General features: G+C 67.7%; 20 protein-coding genes. 13 read left to right on the top strand and 7 right to left on the bottom strand.

The genetic code is table 11. From position 1 onward, the window contains the following. Nucleotides 1-6 precede the first annotated feature (6 nt). The 3 genes from Q7V45_RS23165 to Q7V45_RS23155 are packed head-to-tail and all read left to right on the top strand — an operon-like array spanning nt 7 to nt 3982. Nucleotides 7-3135, top strand: a complete 3129-nt coding sequence (locus Q7V45_RS23165; protein WP_304856603.1) for an efflux RND transporter permease subunit — start codon at nt 7-9, stop codon at nt 3133-3135. Nucleotides 3136-3165: 30 nt separating this feature from the next. After that, nucleotides 3166-3561 carry a hypothetical protein gene (locus Q7V45_RS23160; protein ID WP_304856601.1) on the top strand — a complete coding sequence of 132 codons (396 nt, stop codon included), beginning with the start codon at nt 3166-3168 and terminating at the stop codon, nt 3559-3561. 19 nt (nt 3562-3580) lie between these two features. Then, the gene (locus tag Q7V45_RS23155; RefSeq protein ID WP_304856599.1) at nt 3581-3982 is read left to right on the top strand and encodes a DUF305 domain-containing protein; all 402 of its coding nucleotides are present in this window, start codon (nt 3581-3583) and stop codon (nt 3980-3982) included. Between the two features lie 7 nt (nt 3983-3989). Here Q7V45_RS23155 and Q7V45_RS23150 read toward each other — a convergent pair whose 3' ends face one another. Together Q7V45_RS23150 and Q7V45_RS23145 are read right to left on the bottom strand one after the other, a co-directional pair. Continuing rightward, the gene (locus Q7V45_RS23150; RefSeq protein ID WP_304856597.1) at nt 3990-4688 is read right to left on the bottom strand and encodes an SOS response-associated peptidase family protein; all 699 of its coding nucleotides are present in this window, start codon (nt 4686-4688) and stop codon (nt 3990-3992) included. 66 nt (nt 4689-4754) lie between these two features. Then, on the bottom strand, nt 4755-5918 hold the full coding sequence (locus tag Q7V45_RS23145; RefSeq protein ID WP_304856595.1) for an MFS transporter: 1164 nt from the start codon (nt 5916-5918) through the stop codon (nt 4755-4757). Nucleotides 5919-6047: 129 nt separating this feature from the next. Between Q7V45_RS23145 and Q7V45_RS23140 the strand changes: the two genes are divergently transcribed. The 3 genes from Q7V45_RS23140 (at nt 6048) to Q7V45_RS23130 (ending at nt 7699) form a co-directional block, all read left to right on the top strand. Beyond that, nucleotides 6048-6302: a hypothetical protein gene (locus Q7V45_RS23140; protein ID WP_304856593.1), complete on the top strand. Its 255-nt coding sequence runs from the start codon at nt 6048-6050 to the stop codon at nt 6300-6302. 32 nt (nt 6303-6334) lie between these two features. Further along, a complete protein-coding gene (locus tag Q7V45_RS23135) occupies nt 6335-6898 on the top strand; it encodes a hypothetical protein (protein ID WP_304856591.1) in 564 nt (187 codons plus the stop codon). Nucleotides 6899-7036: 138 nt separating this feature from the next. Then, nucleotides 7037-7699, top strand: coding sequence for a hypothetical protein (locus Q7V45_RS23130; protein WP_304856589.1), 663 nt, complete (start codon nt 7037-7039; stop codon nt 7697-7699). Nucleotides 7700-7765: 66 nt separating this feature from the next. On the opposite strand, the gene Q7V45_RS23125 is transcribed toward Q7V45_RS23130, so the two are convergent. Then, complete coding sequence (locus Q7V45_RS23125) at nt 7766-8185, bottom strand: Rrf2 family transcriptional regulator (protein ID WP_304856587.1); 420 nt, start codon at nt 8183-8185, stop codon at nt 7766-7768. A 116-nt stretch (nt 8186-8301) separates the two neighbouring features. Here Q7V45_RS23125 and Q7V45_RS23120 point away from each other — a divergent pair, with 116 nt between their 5' ends. The 4 genes from Q7V45_RS23120 to Q7V45_RS23105 are packed head-to-tail and all read left to right on the top strand — an operon-like array spanning nt 8302 to nt 10377. Then, on the top strand, nt 8302-8703 hold the full coding sequence (locus Q7V45_RS23120; RefSeq protein ID WP_304856585.1) for a group III truncated hemoglobin: 402 nt from the start codon (nt 8302-8304) through the stop codon (nt 8701-8703). A gap of 14 nt (nt 8704-8717) precedes the next feature. Next, nucleotides 8718-9413, top strand: coding sequence for an alternative oxidase (locus Q7V45_RS23115; protein WP_304856583.1), 696 nt, complete (start codon nt 8718-8720; stop codon nt 9411-9413). Continuing rightward, nucleotides 9410-9712 (top strand): DUF1971 domain-containing protein, encoded by a 303-nt coding sequence (locus Q7V45_RS23110; RefSeq protein WP_304856581.1) that lies wholly within the window; start codon nt 9410-9412, stop codon nt 9710-9712. The genes Q7V45_RS23115 and Q7V45_RS23110 overlap by 4 nt, the downstream gene beginning before the upstream one ends. Before the next feature lie 47 nt (nt 9713-9759). Further along, entirely contained in the window at nt 9760-10377 is a 618-nt protein-coding gene (locus tag Q7V45_RS23105; RefSeq protein ID WP_304856579.1) for a trans-aconitate 2-methyltransferase, read from the top strand. Between the two features lie 36 nt (nt 10378-10413). Here the strand turns inward: Q7V45_RS23105 and Q7V45_RS23100 are convergent, their stop codons facing one another. Beyond that, a complete protein-coding gene (locus Q7V45_RS23100) occupies nt 10414-10809 on the bottom strand; it encodes a hypothetical protein (RefSeq protein WP_304856577.1) in 396 nt (131 codons plus the stop codon). Nucleotides 10810-11087: 278 nt separating this feature from the next. Here Q7V45_RS23100 and Q7V45_RS23095 point away from each other — a divergent pair, with 278 nt between their 5' ends. Further along, nucleotides 11088-11408 carry a hypothetical protein gene (locus Q7V45_RS23095; RefSeq protein WP_304856576.1) on the top strand — a complete coding sequence of 107 codons (321 nt, stop codon included), beginning with the start codon at nt 11088-11090 and terminating at the stop codon, nt 11406-11408. A gap of 163 nt (nt 11409-11571) precedes the next feature. Continuing rightward, nucleotides 11572-12024 carry a helix-turn-helix domain-containing protein gene (locus Q7V45_RS23090; RefSeq protein ID WP_304856574.1) on the top strand — a complete coding sequence of 151 codons (453 nt, stop codon included), beginning with the start codon at nt 11572-11574 and terminating at the stop codon, nt 12022-12024. 34 nt (nt 12025-12058) lie between these two features. Here Q7V45_RS23090 and Q7V45_RS23085 read toward each other — a convergent pair whose 3' ends face one another. Continuing rightward, entirely contained in the window at nt 12059-13045 is a 987-nt protein-coding gene (locus tag Q7V45_RS23085) for a tripartite tricarboxylate transporter substrate binding protein (protein ID WP_304856572.1), read from the bottom strand. 50 nt (nt 13046-13095) lie between these two features. On the opposite strand from Q7V45_RS23085, the gene Q7V45_RS23080 reads away from it, so the two are divergent. After that, complete coding sequence (locus Q7V45_RS23080; protein ID WP_304856570.1) at nt 13096-14082, top strand: LysR family transcriptional regulator; 987 nt, start codon at nt 13096-13098, stop codon at nt 14080-14082. Between the two features lie 81 nt (nt 14083-14163). On the opposite strand, the gene Q7V45_RS23075 is transcribed toward Q7V45_RS23080, so the two are convergent. Together Q7V45_RS23075 and Q7V45_RS23070 are read right to left on the bottom strand one after the other, a co-directional pair. Beyond that, the gene (locus tag Q7V45_RS23075) at nt 14164-14574 is read right to left on the bottom strand and encodes a hypothetical protein (protein ID WP_304856567.1); all 411 of its coding nucleotides are present in this window, start codon (nt 14572-14574) and stop codon (nt 14164-14166) included. Beyond that, the gene (locus tag Q7V45_RS23070; RefSeq protein WP_304856563.1) at nt 14571-14816 is read right to left on the bottom strand and encodes a hypothetical protein; all 246 of its coding nucleotides are present in this window, start codon (nt 14814-14816) and stop codon (nt 14571-14573) included. Before Q7V45_RS23070 ends, Q7V45_RS23075 begins: the two co-directional genes overlap by 4 nt. Between the last annotated feature and the right edge of the window lie 75 nt (nt 14817-14891).

The following is a 14891-nucleotide window of genomic DNA, read 5'->3' as shown; positions in this document are numbered from 1 at the left end:
CCGGGCATGTTCACGTTCCTCGTCAGCCGCTCGGTCGGCAACCGGCTCCTGGTGCTGGCGCTCGCCGGCGCGCTGATGGTGCTCGGGCTCTACATGGTGCCGCGCCTGCCGGTCGACGTGTTCCCCGACCTCAACCGTCCCACGGTGACGATCATGACCGAGGCCGAGGGGCTCGCGCCGCCCGAGGTCGAGGTGCTGGTGAGCTTCCCGATCGAGACGCAGATGAACGGCGTGCCCGGCGTCACGCGTGTGCGGTCGGTTTCGGGTGTCGGCCTGTCGATCGTCTATGTCGAGTTCGACTGGAAGACCGACATCTTCCGCAACCGCCAGCTGGTGGCCGAGCGGCTGGCCTCGGTGCGCGACCAGCTGCCGGCCGGGACCGCACCGCAGATGGGACCGGTCAGCTCGATCATGGGGCAGATCGTCATGCTGGCGATGACCAGCGATACGCTGTCGCCGATGGAGTTGCGCGAGGTCGCGGACTTCACGGTGCGGCCGCGGCTGCTGTCCATTCCCGGCGTGGCGCAGGTGATCCCGATGGGCGGCGAGGTGCGGCAGTTCCGCGTCGCGCCGCAGCCCTCGGCGCTGCGCGCGCTCGGCGTGACCTACGAACAGGTCGAGAAGGCGGTGGCGCAGTTCGGCACCAACAGTGGCGGCGGCTTCACCGACCTGCATGCCCGCGAATACCTGATCCGCAACATCGGCCGCACCACCAGCCTCGACGACCTGCGCAACATCGCCGTCACCAACGTGAACGGCAGGCCGGTGCTGCTGCACCAGGTCGCCGCCGTGAGCTTCGCGCCGCGGGTCAAGCGCGGCGACGCCGGGCACATGGGCAAGCCGGCAGTCATCGTCTCGGTCGAGAAGCAGCCGAACGTCGACACGATCGCGCTGACCCGCGAGATCGAGGCGGCGCTGGCGGAGCTGGAGCGCGGGCTTCCCGCCGGAACGAAGATCGACCAGGTCGTGTTCCGGCAGGCCAACTTCATCCAGACCTCGGTCGACAACGTGCGGCGTGTGCTGATCGAGGCCGGCCTGGCGGTCGCGGTGGTGCTGTTCGCCTTCCTGCTGAACTGGCGCACGACGGCGATCTCGCTGACCGCGATCCCGCTGTCGATCCTGACCACGGCTATCGTGTTCGGCGTGCTGGGCCTGTCGATCAACACGATGACGCTGGGCGGTCTGGCCATCGCGATCGGCGAGCTGGTCGACGACGCCGTGGTCGACGTCGAGAACATTCACCGGCGGCTGCGCGAGAACCGGCTCGCCGACCATCCGCGGCCGATCTTCGACGTGGTCGTCTCGGCCTCGCAGGAGGTCCGCTCCGGCATCGTCTACGCCACCACGATCATCGTGCTGGTGTTCGTGCCACTGTTCGCGCTGGGCGGCATCGAGGGCCGCCTGTTCGCGCCGCTGGGCGAAGCCTACATCATCTCGATCCTGGCGAGCCTGCTGGTCTCGATCACCGTGACGCCGGTGCTGGCCTACTACCTGCTGCCCAACATGAAGCGGCTGACGGCGCCGGAAAGCCCGCTGGTGCGCTGGCTGAAGCAACGCTATGCGGCGGCGCTGACCGGGGCGCTCGACCGGCCGCTGCCGATCGCGGCGGGAACGGTGGTCGCCGTGGCGATCGCGCTGGCCGGCGCCTTCATGTTGCCGCGCGCCTTCCTGCCGCCGTTCAACGAAGGCTCGTTCACCCTGACGCTCCAGTTCAACCCCGGCGTCTCGCTGGCGGAATCCAACCGCGTCGGCCTGATCGCCGAGCGGCTGCTGCTGGGCGTGCCGGAGGTGCGGCAGGTGGCGCGCCGCACCGGGCGGGCCGAGCTCGACGAGCATGCCGAGGGCGTCCACTCCTCCGACATCGAGGTCGACCTGAAGCCGGGCGGGCGGCCGAAGACCGAGATCATCGCCGACATGCGGCAACGCCTGGCCGTGCTGCCTTTGTCGACCAATGTCGGCCAACCGATTTCCCACCGGCTGGACCACATGCTGTCGGGCGTGCGGGCCGAGATCGCGCTCAAGATCTTCGGCGACGACCTCGACACGCTGCGCGGCACGGCCGAGGCCCTGCGCGCGAAGCTCGCGGCGATCCCGGGCCTCGCCGACCTGCAGGTCGAGAAGCAGGTGCGCATCCCCCAGCTCGAGATTCGCGTCGACTACGCGCGTGCCGCGCTCTACGGCCTGCAGCCGGCCGCCGTCGTCGACCATCTCAGCCGGCTGTCGAGCGGCCGCGTGGTGAGCCGCATCGTCGACGGCTATCGCCGCTTCGACGTGGTCCTGCGGCTCGACGATTCGACGCGCACGCCCGAGCGGCTGGGCGACCTGCTGATCGAGACGCCGTCGGGCTGGATCCCCGCCCGTCAGATCGCCGACATTCGCGAGACCGACGGCCCGAACCAGATTCTGCGCGAGAACGGCAAGCGCCGCGCGGTGGTGCTGGCCAACGGCGACGGCAGCCGCGACATGGCGGCCATCGTCGCGGACATACGGAGCGTGCTGGCGGAGGCGCGGCTGCCCGAGGGCTATTTCACCAGCCTCGAAGGCACGTTCCAGGCGCAGGAGGAATCGGCGCGCACGATCGGCCTGCTTTCGCTGGCGTCGCTGTCGCTGATCTTCGCGATCCTCTACAGCCGCTACCGTTCGGCGGCGCTGGCGTCGATGATCATGGGCAGCATCCCGCTGGCCCTGATCGGCTCGGTGGCGGCGCTGGCCCTGGCCGGCCAGCCGCTGTCGGTCGCCAGCATGATCGGCTTCATCACGCTGACCGGCATCGCGGCGCGCAACGGCATCCTCAAGATCAGCCACTGGATCAACCTGTCGCTGGCGCCGGACGGGCCGCCCTTCGGGCGCGAGCTGGTCGTGCGCGGCAGCCTCGAGCGCATGACGCCGGTGCTGATGACGGCGCTGTCGGCCGGGGTCGCGCTGGTGCCGCTGCTGATCGACGCGGCCACGCCGGGCAAGGAGATCCTGCACCCGGTCGCGGTGACAATCTTCGGCGGCCTGGTCAGCGCGACGCTGCTCGATGCGTTCCTGACGCCGATCCTCTTCCTGAAGTTCGGGGCGAAGCCGCTGGAGCGACTGCGCGCCGCCCGCTCCTCGTTGCCGGCGGCTGCCGCCACGGCCGACGCCTTCTGATCAGCCAAGAGTGAAAGAGAGGGACACCCCATGACGAGACGACGGATCATCCTCGGCGCGGCCGCACTGGCCACAGTGGTCCCCTGGACCCTGGGGACCGCTGTGCCTCCCGCCCGCGCACACGATGCCAAGGGGCCCAACGGCGGCCAGCTCACCGACGCCGGCAAGTATCATGTCGAACTGGTCGGCAAGGGAACGCGCCTCGAAGTGTTCGTCTCCGACGCCAAAGACGCGCCGCTGCCGGCCACCGGCTTCAAGGCCCTCGCAATCCTGGTGATCGAGGGCAAGCCGCAGCGCATCCCGCTGCAGCCCGAGGGCACCGACCGGCTGACCGGCACCGCGCCGGCGCCGCTTCCGTCGCCGCCAAAGGGCGTCATCCAGCTCACGGCCCCGGACGGGACCGTCGCGCAGGCCCGGTTCAACTGAAGCAACACAGGAGAAAATCATGAAGACGATAGCGATCGCCACCACCGCCGCCGCGCTGCTGATCTCGCTGGCAGGCAACGCCTTCGCACAGGCGCACACTCACGGCAGCGGGCCCAATGCGCAGGGCATGTCGGGGATGCAGGACATGATGCCCCAGCCTTCCGATCCGCCGTCCGTCAGGGCGCAGAAGGAAGCGCACATGGCGATGATGAAGGACATGAACGTGCCGCTGACCGGCGATCCCGACGTCGATTTCGTGCGCGGGATGATCCCGCATCACCAGGGCGCCATCGACATGGCGAGGATCGAGCTGCAGTACGGCAAGGATCCCGAGGTCCGCAAGCTGGCCGAGAAGATCATCGCCGACCAGGAGAGGGAAATCGCCGAGATGAAGGCCTGGCTGGCCAAGCGCGGGAAATAGACCGGGTCTACGCCGGCTCCTTCCGCGACCTAGGCTTCCTGGGCTCCACCGCCGAGGTCCAGTTCACGCCTTCCATCGTCCTGAGCAGCGCCTTGGCGGTCGCGGCGTCGGCGCCGTCCTCGCCGAGCCAGCTCGCCCAGGCATCGTCATCGAGAATCGCCGGCATGCGCGGGTCGTCTTCCCGCGCCTTGACCGTGCGGCGGATCAGCTCGTTGGCCGGCACCGTCACCATGACGCAGAACAGCAGCGGCGCCGGCTGGCCTCCAATCGAGTAGCGCCGCCACACGAAGGCGAAGCCGCGCGGCCGGCCGTCCTGCGGATCGATCGTCCATTGCCGCGTCTCCGGCCGGCCCGACGGCTTGAAGACTTCCTCGCCCTCGTTGAAGGTGCGGAACACGACGATGCCGCGCTGGCCGTCGTGAAACGGCTTGCGGAACGGCTCCTTGATCTCGACGGTCTCGGCGCGCGCATGGATCGGCCGCGGCCGCCGCCAGTCCTTCGGATCGGGAAAGCCCCAGCGCATCGGCACGACGCGCCGCTTCCCGGCCTCGGCATCCCACACGATCACCGGCAGCGCGCCGCCGACGCGATAGGTGACGATCTCGTCGCCCCCGCCGCCTTCATCGCCGCCGCTTTCGGCGGCGATCGGCTGCGAGAAGGCGACGACCTCGCGCCACGAGGCCTGGGCCGTGAACTTTCCGCACATGGCGCAACGCTAGCATCGCCTGCCGTTTGCGACCATCGCCCCCCTCTCCGAAGGAGTATCAGGGCCTCAGGTCGCCCGCCCCCTCATCCCCGCCACGCCCACTGCGACCGTCGCCGCCACCATCACCCCCGTGATCGCGAGCAGCGCGACCGGCAGCGGCGCCGCCGTCAGCAGAGCGCTGGCGAGGATGACGCCGCAGGCGTTGGCGGTGCGCATCAGGGCGAAGACTTCCGGGCGGCGGTGCGGTGGCGCCAGCGTGTCGAGGATCAGCGAGTAGTGGGTCGCCAGCGGCGCCAGCACGAGGCCGATCAGCACCGCGCCGACGAGCGTCGCGGCCACCGAGAGGCCGGCCGCCGCCAGCGCCGAGCCGGCGCACATGACCAGAAGCTGCGCCATCACCGTGCGGCGCGACGGCCGCCGGTTGCGCACGCTGACCCAGATCCCGCCCGCCACCGAAGCGAGGCACAGCGGCACCGTGAACAGGATCGCCAGCGCCGGCTGGTAGCCGAAGGCCAGCGCCAGCGCGACGGCGCCGATCTCGATGGCGGCCACGGTTGCGCCGCCCGCCGCCGTGCAGGCGAGCCACAGCAGGATCGGCGGACTCAGGATCGACGTTCGTTCGCGCGGGATGTCTTCGGGACGCGCGGCCGGGCCGAGGTTCGGGATCAGCAGGGCCGGCAGCGCGCCCACGGCCGCCATCGCCACGATGCCGAACACCGGCGAGATCGAGCCGAGGCCCGAGGCCACCACCGGCGCGGCGACGAAGGTGAGTTCGTTGAGCGTGGCCGCGATCCCCAGCGCGCGTGACATGCCCGAGACCGGCGCGAACTGGTTGAGGACCGCGCGCAGGGTGCCGGCGGCGGCGCCGTTCACCAGGCCGGCGGCGGCGGCGAGCGCGATCAGCCACGGAAGCGACATCCCGAAGGCCGCGCCCAGCGCGATGGCCACCAGCGCGGCGGTGCGGGCCGCCAGCAGCAGCTTCAGAAAGGTGGCTATCGGCAGGCCGCGGCCAAGCCGCGTGAGCGGCAGCGCGCCCGCCACCTGCGCCAAGGTCATGGCCAGGATCATGGCGGCACCGCCGCTCGCCTCGCCGCCCAGGCCGACGGCCAGCAGCGCGAAGGCGACCGGGGCTGCAGCCTGCGGGAAGCCCAGCGTCGCCGACGAGGCCGCCCAGCGCACGAGCTTCCATCGTCCGGGGGCGTGGCCGGAGCCGGGATCGCCGATCGTCATGACGCGTGCTGTCTATACAGGTGCGGCGGTTCCGCCAACGGCTTTGCCAACGCCCCGCCCGAGGAGAAGCATGCAACGTCGCCAACGGTCGCCTGTTGGCGGGACCAGCCTGTCTTCAGCGGAGATTCCATGTCGATGAAAGTGCCGTTCGCGGCAATGTTCCTGATCCTGGCCGGCTGCAGCGGCAGCGACACCGGCACTGCCGGCACCCCCAGCGGCAATCCCGGCGCCACCGGCGCGGCGTCGGAGCGCTACATGGGCGTCCGCTCCAACGTCAACGCGACGTGGAACGGCACCACTAGTTCCTCGACCATGCTCATGCAGCGCATCAAGGAAGACTCGGCGCGCGGTGCCGACAGCGGCGGCGGCGACACGAAGTACTGAGCCCGGTCCGCGCGGCAAGATCGGCGGGACCGATGACACGGCACGCCAGACTGCGAACGAAGGAAGAGCTCGGGCTTCCCAAATGGATGCCGGCGGTCGAAGGCTCGCTCGACGATCCGCCGATCGTGCTGCGCCAGGACCGGCTGAAACTGTCGTTGATATGCTTGGGTCTGACGGTCGTGGGCGGTCTCATCCTGCTGATCCCCGTGCGCGTGTACTCCGCATGGCATCTCATCTTCCTGGGCTTTCTGGGACTTGGCATCGTGACGGGCGGTGCGATGGCGGTTCGCCCCGCGACGCTCATCCTCGATCCGCACGGACTGATCTGGCGCCCGACGTTCCGCACCTTCGAATATCCCTGGAGCGCCTTCGCCCGTTTCTACGTGTTGTCCAGGCCGCGGCGGTTCACCGTCGTCGTCGGAGAATTCACGCACGAGGGCCCGCCGAAGCCGGCCTGGCGGCGCCGCCTCACCGGAAGGCTCGAACTGGGCAGCCTCTGGGAACTCCCACCCCAGCGCGTCGCCGACGTGCTGAACGAGGCCCGCTCGCGATGGGCGTTACCGGCGCGGGAGGCCCAAGAGATCTCGATACCGTGAAAAGGCCTGTCCTTCTTCGCCTGTGGGCTGGCTCGCCTCTCTCTTCCTCACCGCATACAGTAGGATCAACAGGATCGATATAGGCCCGCGGCGCGGCTATAGCGGCCAGCACGCCGAGCCGCGCCGGGCGGCCTTTGGTTGCACAAGTATTTCGCGTTGGCGACGAATTTCCTTACCACCGGCTCTTTGATGGTTGTACGGCCCAGCGGATTCCCCGTAGATGAACACCGGGGAGAGAAACCAATGAAAATGCAGCTATTCGGTGTCCTTGGGGCAGCCTTGGTCGTGTCCGCATGTGCCGGACGTGCGCCGGCTCCCGTTGCGGTCGTTCAGGCTCAGGACCGTTACATGGATTGCGCGGCGATCAACGCCGAGGTTCAGGCCAACAACAAGAAGGTGATCGAACTCGGCAGCGAGGAAGGCGCCAAGGTGGCACAGAACGTGGCCGCCGGCGTTGCCGGTCTCATCATCTGGCCGCTCTGGTTCGCCATGGACTTCCAGGGTGCCGCGCCCAAGGAAGTCGCCGCGTTGCAGGCCCGTCAGCAATATCTGGCAACGCTTGCCGAGCAACGGTGCGGGGCCGTCATGCCACTGCCCATACAGAACGTCCCCCAACCGGTCACGACGACAACGACTCCATCGGTTGCGCCGGCGCCGGTCGTACCCGCTTCGTCGACCCCGCGAATCCCTGAGCCTGCGACACCGCCGGTTCGCGAGTTGAGCTGCATCAACCCGGACGGCTCCTTCCTGCGGACGACAGCAGAGAGCTGCCCTTCTCCCTCGCAGCCTCTTCAACTGTAGGCATCGAAGAGTCCTGCGGGCGCGTTTCGCTTCTCACCCGGTCGCCGATCGGCCGGGCTCCTCGCCCTACCCCGCCCCCAACAACCGCAGCAGCTTCGTCTGCCGCTTCAGCAAGTCCGCCAGCGTGTAGCGGTCGAGCACGGCCATGAAGGCCGCCAGCGCCTCGTCCAGAACGCGGGTCAGGTCGCAGGCCGGGGCGATGGCGCAGGCGTCGCAGTCGACCAGGTCGAAGCCGTCCTCCATCCGGCGCACCACGGCGCCGACGTTGATCTTCTCGGGCGGCTTGGCGAGGCGGATGCCACCGGTGCGGCCGCGCACGCCCTCGATGTAGCCCGCCTTCCCCAGGTCGTGCGCCACCTTCATCAGGTGGTTCTGCGAGACGCCGTAGCCGCGCGCGATCTCGGCGATCGAGCAGACACGGTCGGGCTGGGCGCCGAGATAGGTGAGCACGCGCAGGGCGTAGTCGGTGTAACGGGTCAGGCGCATCTGGTCGTTGGTCCCTGCGACACGGTGGCGAACGGGCGTTCATAATACATGTATTTTCTTTACATGTTTAGTCTCCCGCCATAGATGTGCCCTAGATACATGATTGGAGCGAGGCGATGAGCGGCCTGGCGTTTGATGAGATCGAAGGTGTCGACGAAGAGGGCCTGGCCCGGCTGGTGGACCGCTTCTACGCCGCCGTCCGCGCCGACGCGCTGATCGGCCCGGTCTTCAACGACGCGATCGACGACTGGCCCCACCACCTCGACAAGCTCGCCGCCTTCTGGTCGTCCCTGATGCTGACCAGCGGCCGCTACAAGGGCATGCCGATGGCGGCCCACCTGAAGCACCGCGCGCGGATCACGCCCGCGATGTTCGACCGCTGGCTCGTGCTCTGGCGCGAGGCAACGGAGGCGGAGATGCCGCCCGCCGCCGCCCGCTCGATGCAGGCCAAGGCCGCCCGCATCGCGGAGAGCTTCAAGCTGGCGCTCGGCAGCCGGGCGCTCCAGGGCATAGGTTGAGAAGGAGAAGTGTCATGACTGCGTCTGCCGCCGTCCCCGCCGTCGATCCCGGGCTGCACCACAAAGCGCACGGCGTCAGCGACCGCCTGGCCCTTGGCTTCACCAAGACCCTGCGCTTCTGCGCCGACACCTTCTTCGCCAAGCGCTACGGCCATCGCGCCATCGTGCTGGAGACGGTCGCGGCGGTGCCGGGCATGGTCGGCGCCACCCTCACCCACCTGCGCTGCCTCCGGAACATGTGCGACGACAAAGGCTGGATCCGCACGCTGATGGAGGAAGCCGAGAACGAGCGCATGCACCTCATGACCTTCATCGAGGTGGCCAAGCCCACGCTGTTCGAGCGCCTGGTGGTGCTGGGCGTGCAGTGGGTGTTCTACCTCGCCTTCTTCGCGCTCTACCTGGTGAGCGCGCGCACGGCGCATCGGGTCGTGGGCTATTTCGAGGAGGAGGCGGTGATCAGCTACACCCACTTCCTGGCCGAGCTGGACGAGGGCCGCACGCCCAACGTCCCCGCCCCCGCGATCGCGCGGCACTACTGGAAGCTGCCGGACGACGCCACGCTCCGCGACGTGGTGCTGGTGGTGCGGGCCGACGAAGCCCATCACCGCGACGTCAACCACGGCTTCGCCGACGAGCTGGCCGGCCGCCCGGTCGCGACGCCGGCCGCGCCGTACCCTGAGCACGCAGAAGAAATTCGGCTAGCCGCATGAGCACCCCCTACAAATCCACACCGGTCTTCGACGAGACGACGCTGCCTGCGGCGCTGCGGCGGGAGCACCGCACGAAGGACGGCGTGTGGGGCGTGATCCGCGTGCTCGAGGGCGAACTGCGGCTCGTCCTCGACGATGGCCCCGGTGCCGGCGCCGACGGCACGATCCTGACCCCGGACCGTCCCGGCCTGATCCGGCCGCAGCAGACACACCATGTCGAGCCGCTCGGGAAAATGCGGATGCAGGTCGATTTCCATGACCAGCCGCCGGAAGGTGCGGCCGGCGGCGACATCGCGTAAAGAGTGAGGTGCTTCCGGCGCGTGTCGCTGGAGGGAGGGAGGCACCCATGAGCGGCACGCGCAGCCATTGGGAAAAGGTCTATACGACGAAGGCCGAGACGGCGGTGAGCTGGTACCAGCCGCATTCGCTGCGGTCGCTCGAGCTGATCTCGGCGGCCGCGCCCGATCCGGCGGCGGCGATCGTCGACATCGGCGGCGGTGCGTCGAGGCTGGTCGACGACCTGCTCGCCCGGGGCTACACGGACCTCACCGTTCTCGACGTGTCCGAAGCGGCGCTGGCGAAATCGAGGCTTCGGCGGGGCAGCGACGCCGGCAAGGTCGCTTGGGTCGTGGCCGACATCACCGCATGGCATCCGCCGCACCCCTATGACGTCTGGCACGACCGGGCGGTCTTCCACTTTCTCACCGCGCCCGAGACCCAGACCGCCTATCTCGCCGCGTTGCGCACCGGCACCGCCGCCGGCTCGACGGTGATCATGGCGACCTTCGCCCTCGACGGTCCCGACTCGTGCAGCGGCCTTCCCGTGCAGCGTTACAGTCCGGAGACGCTGGCAGCGCGGCTCGGTCCGGCGTTCAGCCTGATTCAGCGAGCCGAAGAGACGCACGAGACCCCGTGGGGGTCGCAGCAGAAGTTCAGCTACGCCGCCTTCCGGCGCGAGGCCTGACCGTCGCGGCGCCGATGTCCAGGCAGCCGGCCCGCTTCAGCCCGGCATGCTGGCCAGGATGGCGGGCGTGTCGAGCCAGGCGCGGGCCTTCTCCGCCTCCTTGAACACGCGCATCGGGCGTTTGGGGACCGCGAGGATCCCCAGCACCCGCGCCGCCTGCCAGTAATTCTCGTCGCGCACGACGACGGCCAGCGGACCGAGCGCGGAGCCGGCTTCGGCGTGCAGCGACCGGAGGCGGACGCCCACCGAGAGCAGCTTCGTCTCGTCCATCTGCGACTCGCCCAGGCGACCGTCGAACAGCTTGCGAAAGCCCAGGATGTTCGACCCGACGACCACGTCCAGCAGGCGATCGAAGTCGCCGAGGTCGACGGCACCGTCGGCGACGACCGCCAGAAGCTTCGTCCGCGAGTCGATCGTCCAGTGAAGCGGCATGCCTACGGTGTTCCTGGAAGAAACCTCCGATGCCTTAGCAACGAGCGTGCCCAGGACGCAACGGAAACGGCGCGGAGCCCGGCCCTACAGGTTCGGCGCGGGCGCGGACCGGCGGTTGCGTCCTCATCCTGCTGGTCCCTGTCGTCGGCGCCGCGTGGCTCCTGATCGATGCCCGTTCGTCGAGACGGCCGATGGTGTGGAGCCATATTGCGGGCGAGGGACGACCGCGGCCGGCGACCGTCACCGAGGTCCGCGGCTACGCGCAAGCTGGATCGTATATGGGCACGGTCAGGGCTAGCCGCCAAAGCGTCAGCCCGCACGGGACCGCCGCCGCGCGCGAGGCTGTTCATCACCGGATCCGCGCATATGAGGATCTCGCCAGGAAAGAGGCGGTGGCCCTCAGGAACTGGGAAGCCACCTCCTTTCCCCCACTGGCTCGTCTCCTGGACGAGCGTGGCTGGCTGAAGGTACTGACCTGGGAAAGTTGCATCGACGCAATTGCCGACAACGACAAGCAAGCCGGTGCGGAGATTCGCAGCTTCTACGAACGCTGCCTTTCCTTCTCGTCGATTGAACGGATGGATCGCGCCGCAGAGTGAGTTCGCGACCTCGTCGCTATCCCTCACCCCTCCCGCATCCGCGCCCCGCCCTTCTCGCGGTTTCGGGCCACCCCCCTTCCGGCGACACTTGATTCGATTATTTCGAATATTGCGTTTATGGTGCTCGCTGCTCATATGCGAAAATGACCAAGAGGAGACCCTGATGCTGCGAGACGGATCGCTTTCCGAGCGCCTCCCGACGCCGGACGAAGCCGAGAAGGCCAGGAAGGCCAGCGCGTTGCTGGCGCGTCACATGGACAAGCGGGGTCGCCTGTCGCTTCACGTCGGGAAGGGAGCCAAGGGCGCCGACGTGGACCTTCCGCCGGCGATCGCACGTCTGATGCTCGATCTCCTGGAGTCCATCGGCAAGGGCGACGCGGTCGCACTCGTGCCGTTCGGCGCGGATCTTTCCACCCAGCAGGCGGCCGAAATGCTCAGTGTCTCCCGGCCCTTCGTCGTGAAGCTGATCGAGGACAAGCAGATCCCTCACCACATGGTCGGCGCCCATCGGCGCGTCCGGGCGGAAGACGTGCTCGCCTACCGGCAGCGTCGCGATCGAACGCGCAACGCCGCGCTGACCCGCCTCGCCCGGCTGAAGCAGGAGATCGATGGCTGAAGGAGGCGCGGCGCCGCTCGACGCGATCCTGGCGCTATTGCAATTCGATTCCGATTGACGCGATGATCTTTCGCCATTTCGGAATCTCCTCGACCATATATTTGGAGAGGTAGGCCGCCTCGGTCGACGATGCGCGGCTTATGCCTTGCGCGGCGAGAAAGGCGCGCAGGGCCGGCTCATCCAGACTCGAAGCAAGCACAGCGTTCAGCTTTGCAAGAATGTCGGAAGGCGTGCCTCTCGGCGCGACGACGCCGAACATCACGCTGGAGTCGAATCCCTTGAGTCCCTGCTCGTCGAGGGTCGGCACGTCAGGCATGACCGACGCGCGCTCCTTCGTCGTGACTCCGAGCGCGCGAATCTTTCCGGCTTTCACCTGGGGCGCCGCGACAAGAACATCCAGGACACTCAGTTGAACCTGACCTCCGATCACATCGTTCAACGCCAGGGATGCACCTCGATAGGGAATCTGGATGAGATCAGTCCCAGCCATCGAATTGAACATCTCCCCGGCAAGATGCGAAGATCCGCCAATACCGGCGTGAGAGAAGCTGAGCTCGCCCTTGTGCGCTTTGCTGTACGCCACCAGTTCCGCAACGTCCTTCGCGGGAAAGCTCGGATGGGCTACGATCACGTTGGGCAGCGTGCCGATCATGATGATCGGATCGAAGCTCTTCATCGGGTCGAAAGTGAGCTTCTTGAACAAGCTCACATTGACGACCAGGGGACCCGACGTGGCGAGCAGCAACGTGTAGCCGTCGGCCGGCGCTTGCGCCACCAACTGGGCTCCGATGTTTCCACCGGCTCCTCCGTGGTTTTCGACGATCACCGGCTGGCCGAGATGTGTACGCATGGCCGCCGCCAGGGCGCGGCCGAGAGCGTCGGTCGGGCCCCCTGCCGCGAAAGGCACGACCAGCTTAATCGGCTTGTTCGGATACTGCGCGCTGGCCGGAGCGGTGAACGATAGCAGAATGCTGGTGGCCGCCAGGCAGCACAGAAGCCACATTCTCGATCTGGTCGTCATTTCCACTCCCACGGGTTCGAACTTCGAGGCGAGTCCTTGTCCGGTGGTTATTGAAGCCCGCGTCGATCCAGTCCAATATCGACTTTGGCTCGATTAAGACATTCCCTATATCAATCGATTTGGCGATGGACGTACGCAGGCTTCGTTATTTCAGTGTGCTGGCTGAGGAGAAGCACTTCGGACGTGCCGCAAAGAAGCTGGCACTGTCGCAGCCGCCCCTGAGCTACGCCATCAAGCAGCTCGAGAGCGAACTCGGCGCTCAACTGTTCACGCGCAATACGCGCGCCGTCGAACTGACCCCGGCTGGCCTGGCGTTGCGGACGGAAGCCCGGGCGCTGCTCGGGCGAATGGAGGAGATCAAACAGCAGATCCGCTCTGTCGCCGACGGCAGCTCAGGCGTCCTGCGCATCGGGTTCGGGGCATCGATGCTTTATCGCGGTTTGCCCGCAATTCTCCGCGACTTCCGGAAAAGCTTTCCCCTCATGGAAATTCGGCTGAAGGAGATGGGATCGATCGACCAGACGGAAGCCATCTCTCGCGACGAGATCGATCTGGGCTTCGGGCACGGTCACGCAAGGCGAGATGGCATGGAAGGCTTCCTGTATCACAGCGAGCCTTTTGTCGCCTGCTTGCACGAGTCACATCCGCTGGCGAAAAGAAGGAAGATCGGCCTCACACAGTTGAGCCAGGAAGACTTCGTGCTGTTCGCACGTCATGGATCGCCCGCATATTATGAGCTGATCGTTAATGCATGCGTTGCTGCGGGTTTTGCTCCCAAGGTCCGACACGAGGTCGCCTACTGGTTGACGGTGTTGGCTCTCGTGGCCAACGGCACTGGTGTTGCGCTCGTTCCCCGTTCGTTGCGCGATTCGCGTCTGGCGGGGCTTTGCTTCGTCGGGCTTGAGAATGCGGGCATTGTCTCGGAGACGTACTGCGTCTGGAAGCGCGACCGCCACGCGGATCCACTCTTGCAGAATGCCATCGCGCTCATAAGAGAGCATCGGAAGTCGGCTTCGAGGGCTGCCGAGAAGCTCTGATGTCTTGCATTTTCCAGGGTCGTGGGCTCCCGGACTGGTCAGACGGGGTTCGCGCGTAGCGGAGCAGGGCTTCGCGACCTGCTACCCCTGCCGCAGCCGCCGCACCCGCTCCCGCCCCTTCTCGATCGCGTCGCCGATCGACGGCTTCGCGGCCGCGTCGGGCACTGCCTTCTCGCCGTAGCGCCTGGGCGCGATCTTCGCGGTGAGCCATTTGATCGTGTCGATCTGGAGCCGGCAGACGGTCACGGTGTCGACATCGGCGTTGCGGGCGATGTGGACCGCTTCCTCGGCCAGCGCATCGGCCTGGCGGTCGCGGGCGGCGGCGTACTGGCTGCGGAACTCCGCGTTCTCGCCCTGCCAGCGGCGCACCGTGTCGCGGCTGGGCATGCGGGTCGGGCGGCAGATGTCGCACAGCAGCTCGCCGTCGGCCAGGCGGCGGCAGATCTCGGCGGCCAGCGCCTCGCCGAAGTGGGTGGGGCGCTCGGCCATCATGGGCTCTCCGTGTCGTACTTGCCCGCGACCTTCTTACCGAGCCGCCGCCGGTTCACGCGCATCAGCATGATCGTGGCGGCGCGCGACTGGCCGGGCGCGAGGCCGGCCGCGCGCCGGCGCTTGCGGATCATGTCAGGATGCCGGTCCATCGCTTCGGCGATGCGCGCGTCGGTCTCGCCGGCTGCGACCAGACGGCGGAGCTGCGCCGCATCGTCGGCGCTCCAGGGACGGCCGCGACTCATGGCATCGCTCCTTCGCGGCGGGAAGGGGGAAGCCCAGGCTTGATCGTTCTGTTACGTGCCATCGGCCTTTACCTC

Origin of the sequence: Reyranella sp., assembly GCF_030651995.1 — a bacterium.
Taxonomy (GTDB): Bacteria; Pseudomonadota; Alphaproteobacteria; order Reyranellales; family Reyranellaceae; genus Reyranella.
This window is presented reverse-complemented; position numbering and strand designations above follow the sequence as displayed.

Coding starts and splice junctions, on each gene's coding strand:
- Q7V45_RS23105 (WP_304856579.1), top strand. CDS start 9,760: ATGAGCGGCACGCGCAGCCATTGGGAAAAGGTCTATACGACGAAGGCC.
- Q7V45_RS23165 (WP_304856603.1), top strand. CDS start 7: ATGTTCACGTTCCTCGTCAGCCGCTCGGTCGGCAACCGGCTCCTGGTG.
- Q7V45_RS23150 (WP_304856597.1), bottom strand. CDS start 4,688: ATGTGCGGAAAGTTCACGGCCCAGGCCTCGTGGCGCGAGGTCGTCGCC.
- Q7V45_RS23070 (WP_304856563.1), bottom strand. CDS start 14,816: ATGAGTCGCGGCCGTCCCTGGAGCGCCGACGATGCGGCGCAGCTCCGC.
- Q7V45_RS23155 (WP_304856599.1), top strand. CDS start 3,581: ATGAAGACGATAGCGATCGCCACCACCGCCGCCGCGCTGCTGATCTCG.
- Q7V45_RS23115 (WP_304856583.1), top strand. CDS start 8,718: ATGACTGCGTCTGCCGCCGTCCCCGCCGTCGATCCCGGGCTGCACCAC.
- Q7V45_RS23100 (WP_304856577.1), bottom strand. CDS start 10,809: ATGCCGCTTCACTGGACGATCGACTCGCGGACGAAGCTTCTGGCGGTC.
- Q7V45_RS23160 (WP_304856601.1), top strand. CDS start 3,166: ATGACGAGACGACGGATCATCCTCGGCGCGGCCGCACTGGCCACAGTG.
- Q7V45_RS23085 (WP_304856572.1), bottom strand. CDS start 13,045: ATGACGACCAGATCGAGAATGTGGCTTCTGTGCTGCCTGGCGGCCACC.
- Q7V45_RS23110 (WP_304856581.1), top strand. CDS start 9,410: ATGAGCACCCCCTACAAATCCACACCGGTCTTCGACGAGACGACGCTG.
- Q7V45_RS23120 (WP_304856585.1), top strand. CDS start 8,302: ATGAGCGGCCTGGCGTTTGATGAGATCGAAGGTGTCGACGAAGAGGGC.
- Q7V45_RS23140 (WP_304856593.1), top strand. CDS start 6,048: ATGTCGATGAAAGTGCCGTTCGCGGCAATGTTCCTGATCCTGGCCGGC.
- Q7V45_RS23135 (WP_304856591.1), top strand. CDS start 6,335: ATGACACGGCACGCCAGACTGCGAACGAAGGAAGAGCTCGGGCTTCCC.
- Q7V45_RS23125 (WP_304856587.1), bottom strand. CDS start 8,185: ATGCGCCTGACCCGTTACACCGACTACGCCCTGCGCGTGCTCACCTAT.
- Q7V45_RS23090 (WP_304856574.1), top strand. CDS start 11,572: ATGCTGCGAGACGGATCGCTTTCCGAGCGCCTCCCGACGCCGGACGAA.
- Q7V45_RS23145 (WP_304856595.1), bottom strand. CDS start 5,918: ATGACGATCGGCGATCCCGGCTCCGGCCACGCCCCCGGACGATGGAAG.
- Q7V45_RS23075 (WP_304856567.1), bottom strand. CDS start 14,574: ATGATGGCCGAGCGCCCCACCCACTTCGGCGAGGCGCTGGCCGCCGAG.
- Q7V45_RS23095 (WP_304856576.1), top strand. CDS start 11,088: ATGGGCACGGTCAGGGCTAGCCGCCAAAGCGTCAGCCCGCACGGGACC.